Here is a 16,345-nt window from a genome sequence, read left to right as displayed (position 1 = left end):
CGCGAGCGACGCGAGCGGCGGCGTAATCGAATCCAAAACGGGCGTAAGACCGGCGTACTCGCCTGTGTCTGTCTATAACTATCCGGATTCGCCGCGACTACGCGGACGCCCGATTGCGGGCGTTCCACCCATGGCCCACCAATACAGTTGCGGCAGTTGCGAGTTCCAGGTACGGTCCGAGAACGAGGACGAACTCATCGACATCGTGCGAACGCACGCCGACGACATGCACGACATGAACGTCTCGCGCGGCGACGTGCGAGACGGCATGCAGACGGTCTGATTCTGCGACGCGGGCCGGTCACGCGTGACGGTGGCCGTCGCCGTGCGCGAACGGCCCCGCGAACGCGCGCTGGACGACTTCCGAGAGCGCGGGGTGGACGTGAACCGACTCGCGGAGGTCACGCACCGTCCCCGACCCGGCTTTCATCGCGACGACGACTTCCTCGATTAGCGTCGAGGCGCCCGGACCGAGAACGTGACAGCCGAGAATCTCGCCGTCCGGCGCGACGATGGCCTTCACGAACCCCTCGGTCTGCATCGCGTTCCCGCGCGCGGTGTCCTCGAATCGGTACGTGTTCGTGGCGTACTCGCGCCCGTCGAGGTCCTGTTCGCGCGCGCCGACGCCGGCGACTTCGGGGGACGCGAAGACGGCAAAGGGCATCGCGGTGTAGTCGACGGGCGCGGGGTCGCCGAACAGATTGCGGACGACGGCGCGGGCCTCGTGGTTCGCGCTGTGCTTGAGGAGGTACTCGCCGACCACGTCGCCGAGCGCCCAGACGCCGTCCGCGGTGGTGCGGAGGTGGTCGTCCGTCTCCACGAACCCCTCGTCGTCCGTCTCGACGCCCGCCGCCGCCACGTCGAGGGTGTCCGTGTTCGGGCGTCTGCCGGCGGCGACGAGGAGGGCGTCCCCGGTCGCCGTCACCGGGTCCGCGGTCTCGTCGACGCCCTCGCCGTACTCGTAGGGCCGCGCTTCGACTGTCACCTCGCCGTCAGCCTCTGAGACGGCGGTGGCGGCGTGGCCGGCGTGGACGTCGAAGCGGTCGGCGTAGCGCTCCGTGAACGCCTCGCCGACTTCGCGGTCGGCTTCGGGGAGGAGGTGAGGGCGCCGCCCGACGATTGTCACGTCGCTCCCGAACGTCCCGAAGAAGTGCCCGAGTTCGGCGGCGATGTAGCCGCCGCCCACGACGACGAGGCGGTCGGGCGGCGCCGTCAGCTGGAGCGCCTCGGTGCTCGTGAGGTAGTCCACGTCCTCGATGCCGTCGACGGTCGGAATCGCGGGCCGGGTCCCCGACGCTATCAGGACGGTGTCGGCCCGCAGGTGCGCGCCCTCGTCGGGGCCGTCCACGACCGCGAGTTCGCGCTCGCCGACGAACCGCGCTTCGCCCTCGTAGAGGCGGTGGCGGTCCGACGAGCGGAGGCCGCGCCGGATGCCGTCGGCTTCGCCGTGGACCTCGTCGTTGACCTCGCGCACGATGGTCTCGAAGTCGACGCCCCGAACCTCGGCGTCGACGTGGAAGTCGCCCGCGCGCTCGACGGTTTCGAGGACGTGCGCGCGGTAGAGGAGCATCTTCGACGGGATACAGCCGCGATTCAGGCAGGTGCCGCCGAGTCGCCCCTTCTCAACGACGGCGACCGACTGGCCGCGGTTCGCGGCGGCGTTCGCGACGGTCAGTCCTGAGCCGGAGCCGACGACGAGGAAGTCGAACTCGTCCATGCCATTACATACCACGCCAGGGGTCAAGAGCGCTAGCGCGCCCGTCAGTTCTGGTCGTTTTTCTGTACGTACTCGACGGTGAGCGCCGAGGACTCGCCGAGGAGCGTCTCGACGGCGCCGACGTCCGGTCCCTTCCCGGCGAAACTGAAGTTTCCGGTGGTGACGAGCACCGGCCAACTGTCGTAGACGTCGGGCGCTTCGCTGTTCGCGTCCCCCGAGGACGGCCAGCGCAGGACTTCGACGGCGTACCGGACGTCTTCGGCGGTGTGGTAACTCGCGCCGAACCCGGCTTCCGCGCCGACCATGCCGGCGGACTGCTGTTGGACGTCGCTGCGCGTCCAGCCGTCGGGGGCCGTCGGGAGCAGGTCGCGGGGGTTCGCGTCCGAGTCGGGCGCGTCGCCGTCGCCGCCGGAGCCGCCGAGACAGCCGGCGAGCGCGGCAGTCGTTCCAGCCGCGGCGGTGGTGAGCAGTGTGCGTCGGTGCATGCGCCTCGGTTCGCCGGCTCGCGCAAAGTTCCGTCGTTCCGAGAGTTTCGATATTCGTAATTGAGTTTCGTAGGTCGCATAGTTCCGCCGGACTTATTACGATGAGCGAACTCTCCACGGACAAGCAATGTCTGAGCACGACGACCGGACGGTACTGCTCATCGGGAGCGGACCGATTCAAATCGGACAGGCGGCGGAGTTCGACTACTCGGGCGCGCAGGCGTGTCGCGCCCTCCAGGAAGAGGGCGTCCGAGTCGTGCTCGTCAACTCCAACCCCGCGACCATCATGACCGACCCCGAGATGGCCGACGCGGTGTACATCGAACCCATCACGACCGAGGCCATCGCGGAGGTCATCGCAACAGAGAACCCCGACGGCGTCATCGCCGGCCTCGGCGGACAGACCGGCCTCAACGTCACCGCCGAACTCGCCGAGGAGGGTGTCTTAGACGAGTACGACGTGGACGTGATGGGGACGCCACTCGACACGATTTACGCCACCGAGGACCGCGACCTGTTCCGCCAGCGCATGGAGGAGTTGGGACAGCCGGTCCCCAAGTCCACCACCATCGTCCTCGACGACGACGAGACGACCACCGACCTAGACGAGGACGCGCTCCGCGACCGCGTGGACGACGCCGTCGACGCGGTCGGCGGCCTCCCCGTCATCTCCCGGACGACGTACACGCTCGGCGGCTCCGGGTCGGGCGTCGTCGAAGACATCGAGGAACTGTACGAGCGCGTTCGCAAGGGCCTCCGGCTCTCACGGAACAGCGAGGTCCTCATCACGGAGTCCATCGCTGGCTGGGTGGAACTGGAGTACGAGGTGATGCGGGACGCCGGCGACTCCACCGTCATCATCTGCAACATGGAGAACATCGACCCGATGGGCATCCACACGGGCGAGTCCACGGTCGTCACGCCGTCGCAGGTCATCCCCGACAAGGGCCACCAGGAGATGCGGGACGCCGCGCTCGAAGTCATCCGCGATTTGGGCATCGAGGGCGGGTGTAACATCCAGTTCGCGTGGCGCGACGACGGCACGCCCGGCGGCGAGTACCGCGTCGTCGAGGTGAATCCGCGCGTCTCTCGTTCCTCTGCGCTCGCGTCGAAGGCGACCGGCTACCCAATCGCCCGCGTCACCGCGAAGGTGGCACTCGGGAAGCGCCTCCACGAGATAGAGAACGAGATTACGGGCGAGACCACCGCCGCCTTCGAGCCGGCAATCGACTACATCGTGACGAAAGTCCCCAGATGGCCCAAGGACAAGTTCCCGGACGTGGACTTCGAACTCTCCACGGCGATGAAGTCCACGGGCGAGGCGATGGCCATCGGGCGGACGTTCGAGGAGTCCCTGCTGAAGGCGCTTCGCTCCTCGGAGTACGACCCGGACGTGGAGTGGGCCGAGGTCAGCGACGACGAGCTCGAAGCCGACTACCTGGAGACGCCGACGCCGGACCGCCCGTACGCGGTGTTCGAGGCGTTCGAGCGCGGCTACACCGTCGAGGAAGTCAACGCCCTGACCGACTACCGCGAGTGGTACCTCGAGCGCTTCCAGAACGTCGCGGAGGCGTCGGTCGCGGCGAGCGAGGGCGACCTCGCGACGCCCGCCGAACTCGGCTTCACGAACGCCGAGGTCGCGGACCTCGCGAGCGACGGCGGAGCCGTCGAAGTGGGCGACGTCGAGGCCGACGCGCCCGACCGCACGTTCAAGCAGGTCGACACCTGCGCGGGCGAGTTCGCCGCCTCCACGCCGTACTACTACTCGGCGCGCTCGGCCGGGTCGATGCGTGACGAGATTCAGGCCGACCGGGACGCCGAGAGTGTCGTCATCGTCGGCGGCGGCCCGATTCGCATCGGGCAGGGCGTTGAGTTCGACTACTGCACGGTCCACGCGGTGCGCGCGCTCCGCGAGGAGGGCATCGAAGCCCACGTCGTGAACAACAACCCCGAGACCGTCTCCACGGACTACGACACCTCCGACGGCCTGTTCTTCGAACCGGTCACGGCAGAGGAGGTCGCCGACGTGGTGGAGGCGACGAACGCGGACGGCGCGATGGTGCAGTTCGGCGGGCAGACGAGCGTCGACGTGGGCGAACCGCTCGAAGCCGAACTGGAGCGCCGCGGCCTCGACTGCGAGGTGATGGGGACGAGCGTGGACGCGATGGACCTCGCGGAGGACCGCGACCGCTTCAACCGCCTGATGGACGACCTCGGTATCAGCCAGCCCTCGGGCGGCTCCGCGACCAGCGAAGACGAAGCGCTCGACCTCGCGCACGACATCGGCTACCCGGTGCTGGTGCGCCCCTCGTACGTCCTCGGCGGGCGCGCGATGGAGGTCGTCCACGACGACGACGAACTCAAACATTACATGGAGGAGGCCGTCCGCGTCAGCCCGGACAAGCCGATTCTCGTCGACGAGTTCCTCGAAGACGCAGTCGAGTTGGACGTGGACGCCGTGAGCGACGGCGAGGAAGTCCTCATCGGCGGCGTGATGGAACACGTCGAGTCCGCGGGTGTCCACTCCGGCGACTCGGCGTGCGTGATTCCGCCGCGCTCGCTGGACGACGACACGATGGGGCGCGTCCGCGAGGTCGCCGAGCAGATTGCGACCGCACTCGACACCGTCGGCCTGCTGAACGTCCAGTTGGCAGTCAAAGACGGCGAGGTGTACGTCCTCGAGGCGAATCCGCGCTCCTCGCGGACGGTGCCGTTCGTGTCGAAGGCGACGGGCGTCCCGATTGCGAAACTCGCGGCGAAGGTGATGGCGGGCCACTCGCTCGCCGACCTCGACGCCAGCGAGGGCGTCCCCGAGCAGTACAGCGTGAAAGAGGTCGTGTTGCCGTTCGACCGCCTGCCGAACTCGGACCCGCGTCTGGGCCCGGAGATGAAGTCCACGGGCGAAGTGATGGGCACCGCGAGCGACCCCGGAATGGCGTACTGGAAGGCCCAGCGCGCGGCGTTCAACGCGCCCGAGGCCGGCGGCACCGCGGTCGTCGACCTGCCCGTGGAGGGCTTCGAGGAGCACTTCGAACTCGCGACGTTCGAGGACGTCCCCGCGGCGATTCGCCGCGGCGAGGTCGACCTCGTGGTGACCGACGACCGCGACGCGCTCCGCGAGGCCGTGGACGAGGAGATTGCCTACGTCTCCACGGCGGCGTCCGCCGAGGCGCTCGTGGAGGGTCTCGACGCGAGCGACGGCGACCTGGACGTGGCGCCGGTCGGCGACCGCCCGATTCGGGACGCGAAGTGGGGCTCAGGCGAGTAGCCTGACGGCGGCGCCGGCGGCGACGAGGCCGGCGAGCGCGTACCACGGTTCCTTTCTGACGGTTCGGCCCGCGACGCTCCCGTACCGGTAGACGCCGAGCGCCGCGAGCGCGAACGCCACGGCGAGCCCGGCGCCGACGGCCTCGAACCCCTCGACCGGGAGGTAGGCCGCGAGCGCGCCGATTGCGCCGCCGAGGACGACGGCGTGCCACTCGCGGAAGGTGAATGCGTTCTCGGAGAACACCGACTCGGACATTGGTTTTCCGGTATCGCGCGCGGAATTTAGTTCTTCGGGGAAACAGCGACGAGGGGCGAGCACGAACCGTTCGGTATGGCGACTGTCCTCGTCGCGGGTGCGAGCGGTGGGACCGGCCTGAGACTGCTCGACGCGCTCGCCGCCACCGACTACGAGGTGCGCGCGACCACGCGCTCGGCGAGCAAACGCGAGCGCTTACTGGACGCCGGCGCCGACGACGTGGCGGTCGGCGACCTGACGAACCGGGACGCCGCGGCGCGCGCCGTCCGCGGCGTCGACCGCGTGCTGTGTGCGGTCGGGAGCAAGCCCGACCCGCGCCTGCTCGTGGCCAGCGGCATCGTGGACGACCGGGGCGTGAGGAATCTCGTGCACGCGAGCGTCGCCGCCGACGTCGACCGGTTCGTGCTGGAGTCCGCCATCGGCGTCGGCGACTCGAAGGCGAAGATGGCGCGCTGGATGCGCGTCCTCCTGTGGCCGGTGCTGGACGCAAAGAACCGCGCCGAGGCCGAACTCCGCACGAGCGGGCTGGAACACGTCATCGTCCGTCCGGGCGGTCTCACCGACGCCCCGGCGACTCGGGACGTGCTCGTCGCCGAGGGCGGCGCGACCGTCTCGGGGACCGTCCCGCGGGCGGACGTGGCGCGCCTGATGGTCGCCGCGCTGGACACGCCAGCGGCCGCGAACCGAACCTTCGAGGTGGTGAGTCGGGACGGGCTCCGGGGGCGAGCGCGCGGCCTCGTCGATATTGACTGGGCGTGGCCGGACGACTGACGCCCCAACTGATTTGACGGCGCGGTCGGTACGCTATCGACAACATGCAGGCATCGACGTGGGCGACGAACGTCACCGTCGCGTTGAACATCGTGACGTTCGCCGCCACGACCGTCGCGTTCACGCTCTCCGCGGTCGCCGCGGTCGGCTTCCGCGGCACCGAGTGGGGGCGCGCGCTCGCCCCGCTCCCCGTCGTGTTCGCGGCGATGACCGTGTCCACGGGCGTGACGCTCCACCCCGCGTCGCCGGCCGACGGCGGCCGCGCGGTCGTCGTGCTGTGGGGGGTCGCCATCGTCGCCATCGCCGTCTGCTGTTGGCGGTTCGTCAGCCTCCTGACGGAGCGACGGGAGGTGACGAGATGACGTTCGCGTCGCTGGGGTTGTGGCTGCTCGAGGTCGCGGCGCTCGCAGCGCTCTGTGTCGGGTTCGGGTACCCCGTAATCGCGTACTCGCAGAACGTCCTCTACCGGGAGGGCGTGGTACTGTTGACAGCCGCGTTCGGCTGTCTCGTCGTCGGCGCTGTCCTCGAGTTGGCCGTCGACGCGGGCGCTATCGGGGTGCTCGGCGAGGTGGTGGCCTACGTCTGGTACGCGGTGAGCGGACTGGTCAGCGTCGCGGCGACGTGGCAGTTCGCCCGCGAGTTCGTGGAGTTCGGCGAAGACGGCACGGTGGACGTGGACCGGCGGGAGTTCGTCGGAGGGTTCGAGGATGAACGGTGAGGCGGCGACGCCGTTCGACGACCTGTCCGCTGGCGAAGTGGTGCTCTGTGTTCACCCGAGCGGCGACCGAATCGTCGAGGTGCTCCCGCCGGCAGCGTTCGAGAATCTCCTCCTGCTGACGACGAACGGCGACCTGCGACGACTGGAGCGAATCGTGAGCGCTCACGGTAACCCGAATCGGGTCGGTGTCGTCCCCATCACGGGGTCGTCGGTGAACTACGACGGGCCGCTGTGGACGACCGACCGCGTGAACCCCGGTGACCTGACGGGCGTGAGCATCCAGTTCTCCGAGGCGTTCAAGCACGTCCGCCCGGACGACGGCTGGGTCGTGGTGGACAACATCGGCGTCCTGTCGATGTACGTCTCGCGAGAGCGGTTGTTCCGGCTCGTCGACTCGGTGGCGAACGCCGTCCGCGAGCGGAACGCGCGGTGCGTGTTGGCGACGGCTCGCGGCGTTCTCGGGGAGTCGGGACTCGCCCAGTGTCGCGGGCTCGCGAACAGGGAAGTGTCGCTGGATTAGTCGGCGGCCAGCGGCGTTCGACGCGAGGCGGCCATCGAGAGCACGTCGTCGAAGAAGTCGAGGGTGTCGTTCGGGCCGGGGTTCGCCTCGGGGTGGTACTGGCGGGTCATCACGTCGAGTTCCTCGGAGTCGAGGCCTTCGGGCGTGTCGTCGTTGACGTTGACCTGCGTCACGTCGAGGTCGCCGGGGTCGGCGACGGTGTAGCCGTGGTTCTGCGTGGTCATCACGACGCGCCCGGAGTCGTGGTCGAGGACCGGCTGATTGACGCCGCGGTGGCCGAAGTCCATCTTCTCGGTGTCGCCGCCGAGCGAGCGGGCGACGACCTGCTGGCCGAGGCAGATGCCGGCGATGGGCACCTCGCCGATGTACTCGTCGACGAGGCGTTCGGCGGCCTCGAAGTTCGCGGGGTCGCCGGGGCCGTTCGAGACGAACAGGACGTCCGGGTCGAGGTCGGCGACCGTCTCCGGCGTGGTGTCGTGCGGGAGGACGTGGACGGTCGCGCCGCGTTCGACGAGCGAGTCGACGATGGACTGCTTCGCGCCGCAGTCGACGAGCGCGACGTCGGTGTCGCCGTCGCCGTACGTCTCCTGCGTGTCGACGCTGACGCGCTCGCCGATGTCCGTGATGTCGCTCATGTGCGGGCAGTCCTCGAGTTGGGCGCGCGCCTGCTCGGGGGTGGCGTCGGGGCCGGCGGCGATGCCGACCTTCATCGCGCCGCCCTCGCGGATGTCGAGAACGAGGTCGCGGGTGTCGAGGCCGTCGACGGCGGGGACGCCCTCCTCGGTGAGCCAGTCGGCCACGTCGTCGGTGAGTTCGCGCGCGACGACCGCGCTGGGGTGGACGCGGTCGGACTCGAAGCGCTCTCGGCGCACGCCGTAGTTCCCGATGAGGGGGTACGCGAACGTGAGCACTTGTGCCTCGTAGGACGGGTCGGTCAGACTCTCCTCGTAACCCGTGTACGCGGTCGTGAAGACGAGTTCGCCCTGTGCTGTGCCCGGTGCGCGTGCGTTGGCTTCCACCACGTCGCCGGTCTCCAGCGCGAGGTAGGCGTCCGTCATTACGAGATACCCACGGAGCAACGGAGTATAAATCTTGCTTTCGTAATGAAGTTACGATTTTCGTAATCCTTTTTGTGTGGGCGCCGGAAGTCGGGGTATGGACGACATCGACCGACGGATTCTGGACACCCTCCGACGGGACGCCCGCACCCCCTACACGGAGATTGCCGAAGACATCGGTGTCAGCGAGGGAACCGTCCGCAACCGCGTCGACAGCCTCGTCGACGACGGCGTCATCGAGCGATTCACCGTCGCCACCTCCACCGGGAACGTCAAAGCGATGATAGAAATCGGCGTGGCGATGGACGTCAACACCCACGAAATCGGCGACCGGATGGTCGACTGGAACGAGGTCGACTTCGTCTGGCAGGTCTCCGGCGAGGACGACATCGTGCTCGTCGTCGACGCCACGGACACCGGCGGCGTCAACCAACTCGTCTCGAAAGCCCGCGAACAGGAGGAAGTCGTCTCCACGAAGACCCGCCTGATTCTGGACGAGAAACTCGGCTGAGAGTCGAAGCGCTATTACTTGGGGTCCGCGTCCGTGCGACCATGAGCGACACCGAGCCGAGCGTCCCCGTGGAGTCCGCGCGGGACGACGAGACCGCCGAGAACGCAGAGCAGGCCGTCGTCAGCGTCGACGCGTACGACGAGAAAGAGGGCCTCGTGAACCGCCTCGACGCCCACACCGGCGACGGCGTCCGCCACCGCGCGTTCACCTGTCTCCTGTTCGACGAGGACGGCCGGATTCTGCTCGCGCAGCGCGCCGCCCGCAAGCGCCTCTGGGACACCCACTGGGACGGCACCGTCGCCAGCCACCCAATCGAGGGCCAGACCCAGAAGGAGGCCACCCGCGAGCGCCTCGAAGAGGAACTCGGCATTACGCCCGACCAGTACGACGACCTCGAAGTCACCGACCGCTTCGAGTACAAGCGCCACTACCTCGACGAGGGCCTCGAGTGGGAGGTCTGTGCCGTCCTGCAGGCGACCCTCCACGACACCAGTTTCGACCGCGACCTCGACGAGGTCGGCGGCGTCACGTGGGTCGACTACGAGGACCTCTACGAGAACCCCCGGTTCTACCGCCAGCTCCGCCTCTGCCCGTGGTTCGAAATCGCGATGCGCCGTGACTTCGAGGGCGACGCCGACCCCGTCCCGGACGGCACTCGGGAGTAGAATTCGGCCCCGACCGCCCCGCCGCAATCGATTTTCTCGGCGCTCCGTTCGAGCAAGGAACCACCGGAGAACTACGGAGTACCAGCCCACGGGCTTTTCCTCGCGCGCGTCCCAACTACGAGTGTGCTCGCGCTCTCTCGGGCGGCCTACGAGTCGATTCTCGACCACGCGCGCGCCGACCAGCCACTGGAGGCGTGTGGCGTGCTCGTCGGCACGCGCGAGGACGGCGAGCGCCACGTGGAGACCGTGCGCCGAGTGCCGAACGTCGCGGACGCCCCGCGAGTCCGGTACGAACTCGACCCCGAGGCGACGATGGCCGTCTTCGACGAGGCCGAGGCGACGGGTCGCGAAGTCGTGGGGTTCTACCACTCGCATCCCACGGGCCCGAGTCGGCCGAGCGTCACCGACCGCGAGCAGGCCGCGTGGCCCGAGAAGGTGTACGTCGTGGCGTCGCTCGCGGCGCGCCCGCCGACGCTGGACGCGTGGCTCTGGACGGGCGAGGACTTCGAGGACGTGGCGGTGGCGGTGCGGTGACCGTGCGTCGGCGGCGTGGAGTGCGGTGGTCGGTGCGCGATGTCGCCCGTGTCGAACCCGCCTCGCGGTTCTCAGCGGCTGACTCGGCGGCGGAATTTTAAACGGTCGTGGCACGACTCCCCGGTAGCATGCGTGAAGCAGTCGACACGGGAGCGGGCGCGCGCTCTCTCGCGGACGTGGTCGGCATCGTCGCGGACGCACAGACCTACAGGAACGTTCTCTACCTCTTTCTCGCGTTCCCGCTGGGAATTTTCTACTACGTCGTGTTAGTGCTCGGGTTCACCCTGGGCGTCGCGCTGTCGGTGATACTCGTCGGGCTGGTGGTTCTGGCGGGCACGGTGCTCGGACTGCGGTTCGTCGCGTCCTTCGAGCGCGGTCTCTCGAACAGACTGCTCGGCACGGAGATTGACGCCCCCGACGACGTCGAGACTGACGGCGGCCTCGTGGAGACGACCAAAGCCTACCTCAGTGCGGGTTCGACGTGGCGAGGGCTCGGCTTCGTGGCGCTGAAGTTCCCGCTCGGCGTCCTCTCGTTCGTCCTCCTCGTCTCGCTTCTCGGCGTCGCGCTCGAGCTCCTCGTGTTGCCGCTGTTCCCCGGTGGCGTGTTCAACGTAGAGGTGTCCGGCTGGCGGGTCGCCCGCAGTTTCGAGACGGCCACCCAACGACTGCTCGCGGTGCCCGTCGGTGCCGTCCTCGGCGTCGTGGCACTCCACGTCCTGAACGCCTTCGCCAGGGCGAACGCGGCTATCGCGTCGTCGTTGCTGGGGCCGGGCGGCGACGCCGACGAGGAGGTGACATCCGAGTAGCTACCTGACGGCGGTCCACACGCCGATGGCGCCGAGCAGAATCGCGGGAATCATCGGCACCGCGAGGAAGGTGTCGCGGTAACTCAGGCCGAACGTGGTCGGGTCGACGAAGTAGAGGAACGCGGGCGCGAGAATCCCCGAGACGAGGAGGACGGCGACCACCAGCCACTGGGTACGGTCGCTCATGTCGTCGCTTCCGGCGGCCGTCTCGGGTTCGTAGGGACGCATCAGTAGTCGCTGTCTGGTCTAACGACCACTTTCCCAAAGCCCTCACGGTTCTCCAACATCTCGTGGGCGCGGGCCGTCTCGCTCATCGGGAGCACGTCCCGGATGCGCACGTCGAAGGTGCCGTCCCAGACGAGTTCGAGGACGTCGTCGACTTCGCCGGGCGTCGCCATCGTGGACCCGAGGATGTCGAGTTGGTTCCAGAACAGCCGCTGGACGTGCGTCTCGGGGCGGCCGCCGGTGGTCGCGCCACACGTCACGAGGCGGCCGCCCTTCGCGAGCGACTTCAGGGAGTCGTCCCACGTCGCTTCGCCGACGTGGTCGACCACCACGTCGACGCCGCGCTTTCCGGTGTGCGCGCGAATCTCGTCGGCGAAGTCCGTCGACTCGTAGTCGATGGCGTGGTCGGCGCCGATTTCCTCGGCGTACCGGAGTTTCTCCTCGCTGGACGCCGTCGCGTACACCTCCGCGCCGGCGTGGTCGGCGATTTGGACGGCTGCGTGCCCGACGCCGCCGCTCGCGCCGAGCACGAGGACGGACTCGCCGGGCGATACGTCGGCGCGCGTGTTGAGCATGCGCCACGCCGTCTGGAAGACGAGCGGCGCGGCCGCCGCCGTCTCCCAGTCCACGCCGTCGGGGACGGCGACGAGGTTGTCCTCGGGGACGGCCGCGAGTTCGCTGTGGACGCCGGGGACGTGCTCGCCGATGACGTGGAACGAGGTACACAGCGGGTAGTCGCCGTCCCGGCAGAACTCGCAGTCGCCACACGACACGCCCGCGGAGACGGCGACCCGGTCGCCCTCGGCGAATCGCGTCACGTCCGCGCCGGTTTCGAGGACGACGCCCGCCGCGTCGCTCCCGGGGACGTGGGGCATCGCGAGGTCGAGGGTCGGCATCCCGCGGCGCGTCCACACGTCGAGGTGGTTCAAGGCGCCCGCCTTCACGTCCACGAGCACGTCGTCCCGCCCCACCTCGGGGTCGGGGACGTCGCCGTAGTCGATGACGTCCGTGTCGCCGTGACCGTCGAACCGGACTGCTTGCATACTCCGTGGGTCGCGGCGCGCGAGTAAAACTGTGGGGTCTATCCTTTTGTCGGGCGGGTGCGAAGGGGGCGCATGGTCGATTTTCAGTCTCGGAACACGCGACGCGACGAGGAGACGGACGACGGCGGGGACGACGACGCTGACGAGGCGGAGACAGACGACCATCACCACGACCACGACGCCGACACCGTCGGCGCGGCCGTGCTCACCGTCTCGTCGTCGCGGTCGCTGGACGACGACCCCGGCGGAGACGCGATAGCGGCGGCGTTCGAAGACGCCGGCCACAGCGTTGTCACGCGCGAACTCGTCGCCGACGGCTACGACAACGTCCAGGGGTCCGTGGACAACCTCGTCGGCCGCGGCGACGTGGACGTGGTCGTCACCACCGGCGGGACGGGCGTGACGCCCGACGACGTGACCGTCGAAGCGGTGCGCCCGCTGTTCGACAAGGACCTCCCCGGGTTCGGCGAACTGTTCCGCCGGCTCTCCTACGACGAGGTCGGGACGAAAGTCGTCGGCACGCGCGCCACTGCGGGCGTCGCGGACGGGACGCCCGTGTTCTGTCTGCCGGGGAGCGAGAACGCCGCGCGCCTCGGGAGCGAGGACGTCATCGTCCCCGAAATCGAGCACCTCGTCGGCCTCGCGAGCCGGGAGTAGCGTGCCGGACAAGCAGGCGCTCCGCGAGCGCGTGTGGGACGCCCTCGAGGACAGCGGCGAGGCGCGGTTCCCGTTCCCCCCTCACGGTCGCATCCCGAACTTCGCGGGCGCGAGCGACGCCGCCGACCGCCTCGCGGAGACCGAGGCGTGGCGGACCGCCGACGCGGTGAAGGCGAACCCGGACGCGCCACAGCTCCCGGCGCGGCGGCGCGCGCTCCGCGACGGGAAGACCGTCTACATGGCGGTGCCGCGGTTGCGAGACGAGAAGTGCTTCCTCGAACTCGACCCCGAGGCGGTGTCGGATTTGGACGCCGCACCGACGCTCTCACACGTCGACGAGCACGCCACGCAGGTCGGCCCGGACGCCCTCCCGCACGTCGACCTCGTGCTGTCGGGGAGCGTCGCCGTCACCGAGGCGGGCGCCCGCGTCGGGAAGGGCGAGGGGTACAGCGACCTCGAGTTCGCCGTCCTCTCGGACCTCGGCCTCGTGGACGACGACACGACGATAGCGACGACGGTCCACGAGATGCAGGTGGTCGACGACGCCGAAATCGCGCCGGACGACCACGACGTACCGATGGACCTCGTCGTCACGCCCGAGCGCACGGTCCGCACCGACACCGAGTACGACCGACCGACGGGCGTCGACTGGGACGCCTTGAGCGAGGAACGAATCGCCGAGATGCCGGTACTCGCCCGCCTCCGGGACGAACTTTAAGCGGGAGGCCGGCGAATTACGCGGTATGCCAGCGCGCGACGAGGGCGGCGCGGACGCCAGCCCCGACGCGGCGGCGGCGCTGTCCGACGCGCTCGCCGCCGCCGACGGCGACCCGACGTGTGCGCGCTGTTCGAAGCCCGCCGACTACTTCCTCTACGAACCCGGCCGCGTGGAGACGTTCGTCTGCTGGGAGCACGTCAGCCCCTTCTCCGCGTCGGTGGACGACGAGGAGGACCCCCCGGAGGGGCGGCCCGTCGCGCTGTCGCTGTGACGGGGCGGCTTACTGGGTCGTAGTCGTCGTCTCGTTGCCCGGTGTCGTCGTCGTGGTGCCGTTGCCCGGCGTCGTCGTGCCGTCTCCGTTCCCGTCGCCGGTTCCCTCGCCGTCGCCGCCGTTTCCGTCCCCCATTCCGTCGCCGGCGTCGGTGCCGAGCACGGACTGCGCGCCGGCGTAGACGCGCCGGTAGGCCGGCTCCATCGGCAGGCGGCGGAACTCCTCGGAGAGAATCTCGTTGCCCCACGGGCCGTCGAAGCCGGTGGCGCGCACCGCGTCGACGAACCCCTGCACGTCGAAGTCGCCGTAGCCTGGGACGCGCCGGAGGTTCACCGTCTGCTCGATGAACCCCGGCCCCTCGATGCCCGAGAAGCCGTCGTCCATCTCCACGGCCGTCACGTCGCTCGCGTCGAGGTTCGCGACGTCCTCGTAGGAGATGCCCTCGATGTTGTTGATGTGCCACGTGTCGAGGAACAGTCCGCCGTTTTCGGGGCCGCGAACCCACTCCAGGACCTGGTCCATCGTCTCGGCGTTCGGGTCCGGCGGCAGAATCTCCATGCCGACCATCGTGTTCACGTCGGCGGCCTCCGAGCAGAGTTGCGCGAACGCGGACTGGAGTTGGCTCGTCTCCACCGGGTAGCCGTTGATGTTCCCGACCTTGATGTGGCGCGCGCCGAGCACGTCGGCGGCGTCGAGGAGGAGTTGCCGCGTCTCCTGTTCGGCCTGCCGGCGGTAGTCGCTCTCCGGCAGCATCCAGTTCACGAGGAACTCCAGTTCCACGATGTCGATGCCGGCCTCGGAGAGCGTCTGCCCGATTGCTTCGAGGGTGCGGCCCTCCTCCTCGACCATGTGCTGGAGGTCGGCGTGGTAGATGCCGATGCCGTCGAAGCCCACCTCGGCGAGCATCTCGACGCGGCGCTCGAAGTCCCACGGACTCCACTCCCGGCTCGTGAACGGTTTCACGTCGCCGGCGTGCGCCCAGTACGACGCGAGCACGTCGTCGCCCGTCTCCTGTTCTTGTTCCTGTACCGCGCGGTCCGTGGACTGTCCGCCCGCGACCGGTGTCGCGCCGAGGCCGAGCGCGAACGACCCGCCGGTCGCCTTGAGGACGTCCCGTCTGTAACTTTGCATTGGTCTGGTGTGGTCGTCGTTCGGGTGCCTGTGCCGCCGTCGAATGGTTGCGTGTGTGGTACGTGCTAGCAGTCAACGTATCCACTGGAAAGCGTATTCTCCGGTTGGTTACCCGGCGCCCGCACGGACGCCGCGGGAAAGCCCCAAATCGCCGCAGGAACCCCTCAGAGAAGCCGTCGGGAGGGTGCCGACTACAAGAGAAGTGCGGACGCGGTCGCGTCGCCGCGGTCGTTACTTCGCCGCTGTGTCGGCGGCGAGCGTCTGCGCGACGATTTCGCCGTCCCGCACGACGAACGTGTCCGAGGCGAACTCGTAGACGGTCTCGGGCGTCTCCGCGTGCCAGACGATGTACGCGTACTCGCCCTCGACGGTCTGGTGGTCGAGCGAGAACATCGCCTCGTCGGCCGCGAACTCCGGGAACAACTCCTCGTAGAGGCCGCGAATCTCGTCGTGCCCGCGCAACACGCCGTCCTGTGTCACGAGAACCGCGTCCTCGGCGTAGTCCGAGAGGATGCCGTCCAGGTCGCGCTCGCCGAACATCGCGAGGTGGTGGTCGAGTACGGATTCGGTCGTGCTCATGCGAGAGAAGTCGCAGTTATTCGACGTATCTGTATCGTCCAGCAGGCTACCGAGAACTGGCCGACCTACCCCATCGGCGCCATCGTCGCCGTGAACACCGCCACCTCGTCGGTCTCGTTGCGCGCGCCGTGGGGCACGCCGCGCTCGTGGACGACCACGCCCGGCGCCGCGACCGCTTCCGACTCGTCGCCCTGTACGACCACCACCTCGCCGTCGAGGACGTGGAACGCGTTGGTCTGGTCGGGGTGCTCGTGCGCGTCGACTTCCGCGCCCGGCCCGAGCGCGAACGCCTTCACGAGCGCGTCCTCGCTGAAGAACAACTCCTCGGTGACGACCTCGCCGTCGTCCGGGTCGAGGTCTGGGTAGCGGTCGAGTGCCATACCGGACCGAGGCCGCCCACCGACTTAGCAGTC

At 68.9% G+C, this 16,345-nt stretch carries 22 protein-coding genes; 13 read left to right on the top strand and 9 right to left on the bottom strand.

The window, feature by feature from the left end; translation table 11 throughout:
* Positions 1-130: 130 nt before the first annotated feature.
* Positions 131-283 carry a DUF1059 domain-containing protein gene (locus LT972_RS02410; RefSeq protein WP_232571601.1) on the top strand — a complete coding sequence of 51 codons (153 nt, stop codon included), beginning with the start codon at positions 131-133 and terminating at the stop codon, positions 281-283.
* Between the two features lie 18 nt (positions 284-301).
* On the opposite strand, the gene LT972_RS02405 is transcribed toward LT972_RS02410, so the two are convergent.
* Positions 302-1,717, bottom strand: a complete 1,416-nt coding sequence (locus LT972_RS02405; RefSeq protein WP_232571600.1) for a dihydrolipoyl dehydrogenase — start codon at positions 1,715-1,717, stop codon at positions 302-304.
* Positions 1,718-1,761: 44 nt separating this feature from the next.
* A complete protein-coding gene (locus LT972_RS02400) occupies positions 1,762-2,202 on the bottom strand; it encodes a hypothetical protein (RefSeq protein ID WP_232571599.1) in 441 nt (146 codons plus the stop codon).
* 127 nt (positions 2,203-2,329) lie between these two features.
* On the opposite strand from LT972_RS02400, the gene carB reads away from it, so the two are divergent.
* Positions 2,330-5,470, top strand: a complete 3,141-nt coding sequence (gene carB / locus LT972_RS02395) for a carbamoyl-phosphate synthase large subunit (RefSeq protein WP_232571598.1) — start codon at positions 2,330-2,332, stop codon at positions 5,468-5,470.
* On the opposite strand, the gene LT972_RS02390 is transcribed toward carB, so the two are convergent.
* The gene (locus LT972_RS02390) at positions 5,459-5,725 is read right to left on the bottom strand and encodes a hypothetical protein (protein WP_232571597.1); all 267 of its coding nucleotides are present in this window, start codon (positions 5,723-5,725) and stop codon (positions 5,459-5,461) included. The two genes, carB and LT972_RS02390, sit on opposite strands and share 12 nt — an antisense overlap.
* A 75-nt stretch (positions 5,726-5,800) precedes the next feature.
* Between LT972_RS02390 and LT972_RS02385 the strand changes: the two genes are divergently transcribed.
* Genes LT972_RS02385 through LT972_RS02370 form a run of 4 tightly spaced genes read left to right on the top strand, consistent with a single transcriptional unit; the run spans position 5,801 to position 7,734 of the window.
* A complete protein-coding gene (locus tag LT972_RS02385) occupies positions 5,801-6,496 on the top strand; it encodes an SDR family oxidoreductase (RefSeq protein WP_232571596.1) in 696 nt (231 codons plus the stop codon).
* Positions 6,497-6,540: 44 nt separating this feature from the next.
* Positions 6,541-6,858: a hypothetical protein gene (locus tag LT972_RS02380; protein WP_232571595.1), complete on the top strand. Its 318-nt coding sequence runs from the start codon at positions 6,541-6,543 to the stop codon at positions 6,856-6,858.
* Positions 6,855-7,214, top strand: coding sequence for a hypothetical protein (locus LT972_RS02375; protein ID WP_232571594.1), 360 nt, complete (start codon positions 6,855-6,857; stop codon positions 7,212-7,214). Before LT972_RS02380 ends, LT972_RS02375 begins: the two co-directional genes overlap by 4 nt.
* Positions 7,204-7,734 (top strand): DUF7504 family protein, encoded by a 531-nt coding sequence (locus LT972_RS02370; RefSeq protein ID WP_232571593.1) that lies wholly within the window; start codon positions 7,204-7,206, stop codon positions 7,732-7,734. The genes LT972_RS02375 and LT972_RS02370 overlap by 11 nt, the downstream gene beginning before the upstream one ends.
* Here the strand turns inward: LT972_RS02370 and carA are convergent.
* Positions 7,731-8,792, bottom strand: a complete 1,062-nt coding sequence (carA, locus tag LT972_RS02365; protein ID WP_232571592.1) for a glutamine-hydrolyzing carbamoyl-phosphate synthase small subunit — start codon at positions 8,790-8,792, stop codon at positions 7,731-7,733. The genes LT972_RS02370 and carA overlap by 4 nt on opposite strands.
* Before the next feature lie 97 nt (positions 8,793-8,889).
* Here carA and LT972_RS02360 point away from each other — a divergent pair, with 97 nt between their 5' ends.
* The 4 genes from LT972_RS02360 to LT972_RS02345 all read left to right on the top strand — a co-directional run bounded on the left by LT972_RS02360 (position 8,890) and on the right by LT972_RS02345 (position 11,308).
* On the top strand, positions 8,890-9,303 hold the full coding sequence (locus tag LT972_RS02360) for an Lrp/AsnC family transcriptional regulator (RefSeq protein ID WP_232571591.1): 414 nt from the start codon (positions 8,890-8,892) through the stop codon (positions 9,301-9,303).
* A 41-nt stretch (positions 9,304-9,344) separates the two neighbouring features.
* On the top strand, positions 9,345-9,968 hold the full coding sequence (locus LT972_RS02355) for an isopentenyl-diphosphate Delta-isomerase (RefSeq protein ID WP_232571590.1): 624 nt from the start codon (positions 9,345-9,347) through the stop codon (positions 9,966-9,968).
* Positions 9,969-10,091: 123 nt separating this feature from the next.
* Positions 10,092-10,502, top strand: a complete 411-nt coding sequence (locus LT972_RS02350; protein WP_232571589.1) for a desampylase — start codon at positions 10,092-10,094, stop codon at positions 10,500-10,502.
* 128 nt (positions 10,503-10,630) lie between these two features.
* Positions 10,631-11,308, top strand: a complete 678-nt coding sequence (locus LT972_RS02345; RefSeq protein WP_232571588.1) for a sensor domain-containing protein — start codon at positions 10,631-10,633, stop codon at positions 11,306-11,308.
* Here the strand turns inward: LT972_RS02345 and LT972_RS02340 are convergent, their stop codons facing one another.
* Positions 11,309-11,536 (bottom strand): hypothetical protein, encoded by a 228-nt coding sequence (locus tag LT972_RS02340; protein WP_232571587.1) that lies wholly within the window; start codon positions 11,534-11,536, stop codon positions 11,309-11,311. It lies immediately after the preceding gene.
* The gene (locus LT972_RS02335; RefSeq protein WP_232571586.1) at positions 11,536-12,576 is read right to left on the bottom strand and encodes a zinc-binding dehydrogenase; all 1,041 of its coding nucleotides are present in this window, start codon (positions 12,574-12,576) and stop codon (positions 11,536-11,538) included. The genes LT972_RS02340 and LT972_RS02335 overlap by 1 nt, the downstream gene beginning before the upstream one ends.
* 72 nt (positions 12,577-12,648) lie before the next feature.
* On the opposite strand from LT972_RS02335, the gene LT972_RS02330 reads away from it, so the two are divergent.
* From LT972_RS02330 to LT972_RS02320, 3 genes are read left to right on the top strand one after another with little or no spacing between them, the layout of a single operon-like run.
* The gene (locus tag LT972_RS02330) at positions 12,649-13,233 is read left to right on the top strand and encodes a MogA/MoaB family molybdenum cofactor biosynthesis protein (protein WP_232571585.1); all 585 of its coding nucleotides are present in this window, start codon (positions 12,649-12,651) and stop codon (positions 13,231-13,233) included.
* Position 13,234: 1 nt separating this feature from the next.
* Positions 13,235-13,951 (top strand): 5-formyltetrahydrofolate cyclo-ligase, encoded by a 717-nt coding sequence (locus LT972_RS02325; protein WP_232571584.1) that lies wholly within the window; start codon positions 13,235-13,237, stop codon positions 13,949-13,951.
* A gap of 25 nt (positions 13,952-13,976) precedes the next feature.
* Positions 13,977-14,222: a hypothetical protein gene (locus LT972_RS02320; RefSeq protein WP_232571583.1), complete on the top strand. Its 246-nt coding sequence runs from the start codon at positions 13,977-13,979 to the stop codon at positions 14,220-14,222.
* Positions 14,223-14,231: 9 nt separating this feature from the next.
* Here LT972_RS02320 and LT972_RS02315 read toward each other — a convergent pair whose 3' ends face one another.
* From LT972_RS02315 to LT972_RS02305, 3 genes are all read right to left on the bottom strand, one after another.
* A complete protein-coding gene (locus LT972_RS02315) occupies positions 14,232-15,353 on the bottom strand; it encodes a sugar phosphate isomerase/epimerase family protein (RefSeq protein WP_232571582.1) in 1,122 nt (373 codons plus the stop codon).
* A gap of 231 nt (positions 15,354-15,584) precedes the next feature.
* Complete coding sequence (locus LT972_RS02310) at positions 15,585-15,932, bottom strand: nuclear transport factor 2 family protein (RefSeq protein ID WP_232571581.1); 348 nt, start codon at positions 15,930-15,932, stop codon at positions 15,585-15,587.
* A gap of 65 nt (positions 15,933-15,997) precedes the next feature.
* Positions 15,998-16,312 carry a cupin domain-containing protein gene (locus LT972_RS02305; RefSeq protein WP_232571580.1) on the bottom strand — a complete coding sequence of 105 codons (315 nt, stop codon included), beginning with the start codon at positions 16,310-16,312 and terminating at the stop codon, positions 15,998-16,000.
* Positions 16,313-16,345 lie beyond the last annotated feature (33 nt).

The organism is Halobacterium litoreum, assembly GCF_021233415.1.
Classification (GTDB): domain Archaea; phylum Halobacteriota; class Halobacteria; order Halobacteriales; family Halobacteriaceae; genus Halobacterium; species Halobacterium litoreum.
This window is presented reverse-complemented; position numbering and strand designations above follow the sequence as displayed.

Excerpts from the sequence above, each read along its gene's own strand:
- LT972_RS02360 (WP_232571591.1), top strand. The coding sequence starts at position 8,890 with ATGGACGACATCGACCGACGGATTCTGGACACCCTCCGACGGGACGCC.
- LT972_RS02390 (WP_232571597.1), bottom strand. The coding sequence starts at position 5,725 with ATGTCCGAGTCGGTGTTCTCCGAGAACGCATTCACCTTCCGCGAGTGG.
- carA (WP_232571592.1), bottom strand. The coding sequence starts at position 8,792 with ATGACGGACGCCTACCTCGCGCTGGAGACCGGCGACGTGGTGGAAGCC.
- LT972_RS02340 (WP_232571587.1), bottom strand. The coding sequence starts at position 11,536 with ATGCGTCCCTACGAACCCGAGACGGCCGCCGGAAGCGACGACATGAGC.
- LT972_RS02400 (WP_232571599.1), bottom strand. The coding sequence starts at position 2,202 with ATGCACCGACGCACACTGCTCACCACCGCCGCGGCTGGAACGACTGCC.
- LT972_RS02345 (WP_232571588.1), top strand. The coding sequence starts at position 10,631 with ATGCGTGAAGCAGTCGACACGGGAGCGGGCGCGCGCTCTCTCGCGGAC.
- LT972_RS02375 (WP_232571594.1), top strand. The coding sequence starts at position 6,855 with ATGACGTTCGCGTCGCTGGGGTTGTGGCTGCTCGAGGTCGCGGCGCTC.
- carB (WP_232571598.1), top strand. The coding sequence starts at position 2,330 with ATGTCTGAGCACGACGACCGGACGGTACTGCTCATCGGGAGCGGACCG.
- LT972_RS02315 (WP_232571582.1), bottom strand. The coding sequence starts at position 15,353 with ATGCAAAGTTACAGACGGGACGTCCTCAAGGCGACCGGCGGGTCGTTC.
- LT972_RS02380 (WP_232571595.1), top strand. The coding sequence starts at position 6,541 with ATGCAGGCATCGACGTGGGCGACGAACGTCACCGTCGCGTTGAACATC.
- LT972_RS02355 (WP_232571590.1), top strand. The coding sequence starts at position 9,345 with ATGAGCGACACCGAGCCGAGCGTCCCCGTGGAGTCCGCGCGGGACGAC.
- LT972_RS02410 (WP_232571601.1), top strand. The coding sequence starts at position 131 with ATGGCCCACCAATACAGTTGCGGCAGTTGCGAGTTCCAGGTACGGTCC.
- LT972_RS02310 (WP_232571581.1), bottom strand. The coding sequence starts at position 15,932 with ATGAGCACGACCGAATCCGTACTCGACCACCACCTCGCGATGTTCGGC.
- LT972_RS02370 (WP_232571593.1), top strand. The coding sequence starts at position 7,204 with ATGAACGGTGAGGCGGCGACGCCGTTCGACGACCTGTCCGCTGGCGAA.
- LT972_RS02330 (WP_232571585.1), top strand. The coding sequence starts at position 12,649 with ATGGTCGATTTTCAGTCTCGGAACACGCGACGCGACGAGGAGACGGAC.
- LT972_RS02305 (WP_232571580.1), bottom strand. The coding sequence starts at position 16,312 with ATGGCACTCGACCGCTACCCAGACCTCGACCCGGACGACGGCGAGGTC.
- LT972_RS02385 (WP_232571596.1), top strand. The coding sequence starts at position 5,801 with ATGGCGACTGTCCTCGTCGCGGGTGCGAGCGGTGGGACCGGCCTGAGA.
- LT972_RS02335 (WP_232571586.1), bottom strand. The coding sequence starts at position 12,576 with ATGCAAGCAGTCCGGTTCGACGGTCACGGCGACACGGACGTCATCGAC.
- LT972_RS02320 (WP_232571583.1), top strand. The coding sequence starts at position 13,977 with ATGCCAGCGCGCGACGAGGGCGGCGCGGACGCCAGCCCCGACGCGGCG.
- LT972_RS02405 (WP_232571600.1), bottom strand. The coding sequence starts at position 1,717 with ATGGACGAGTTCGACTTCCTCGTCGTCGGCTCCGGCTCAGGACTGACC.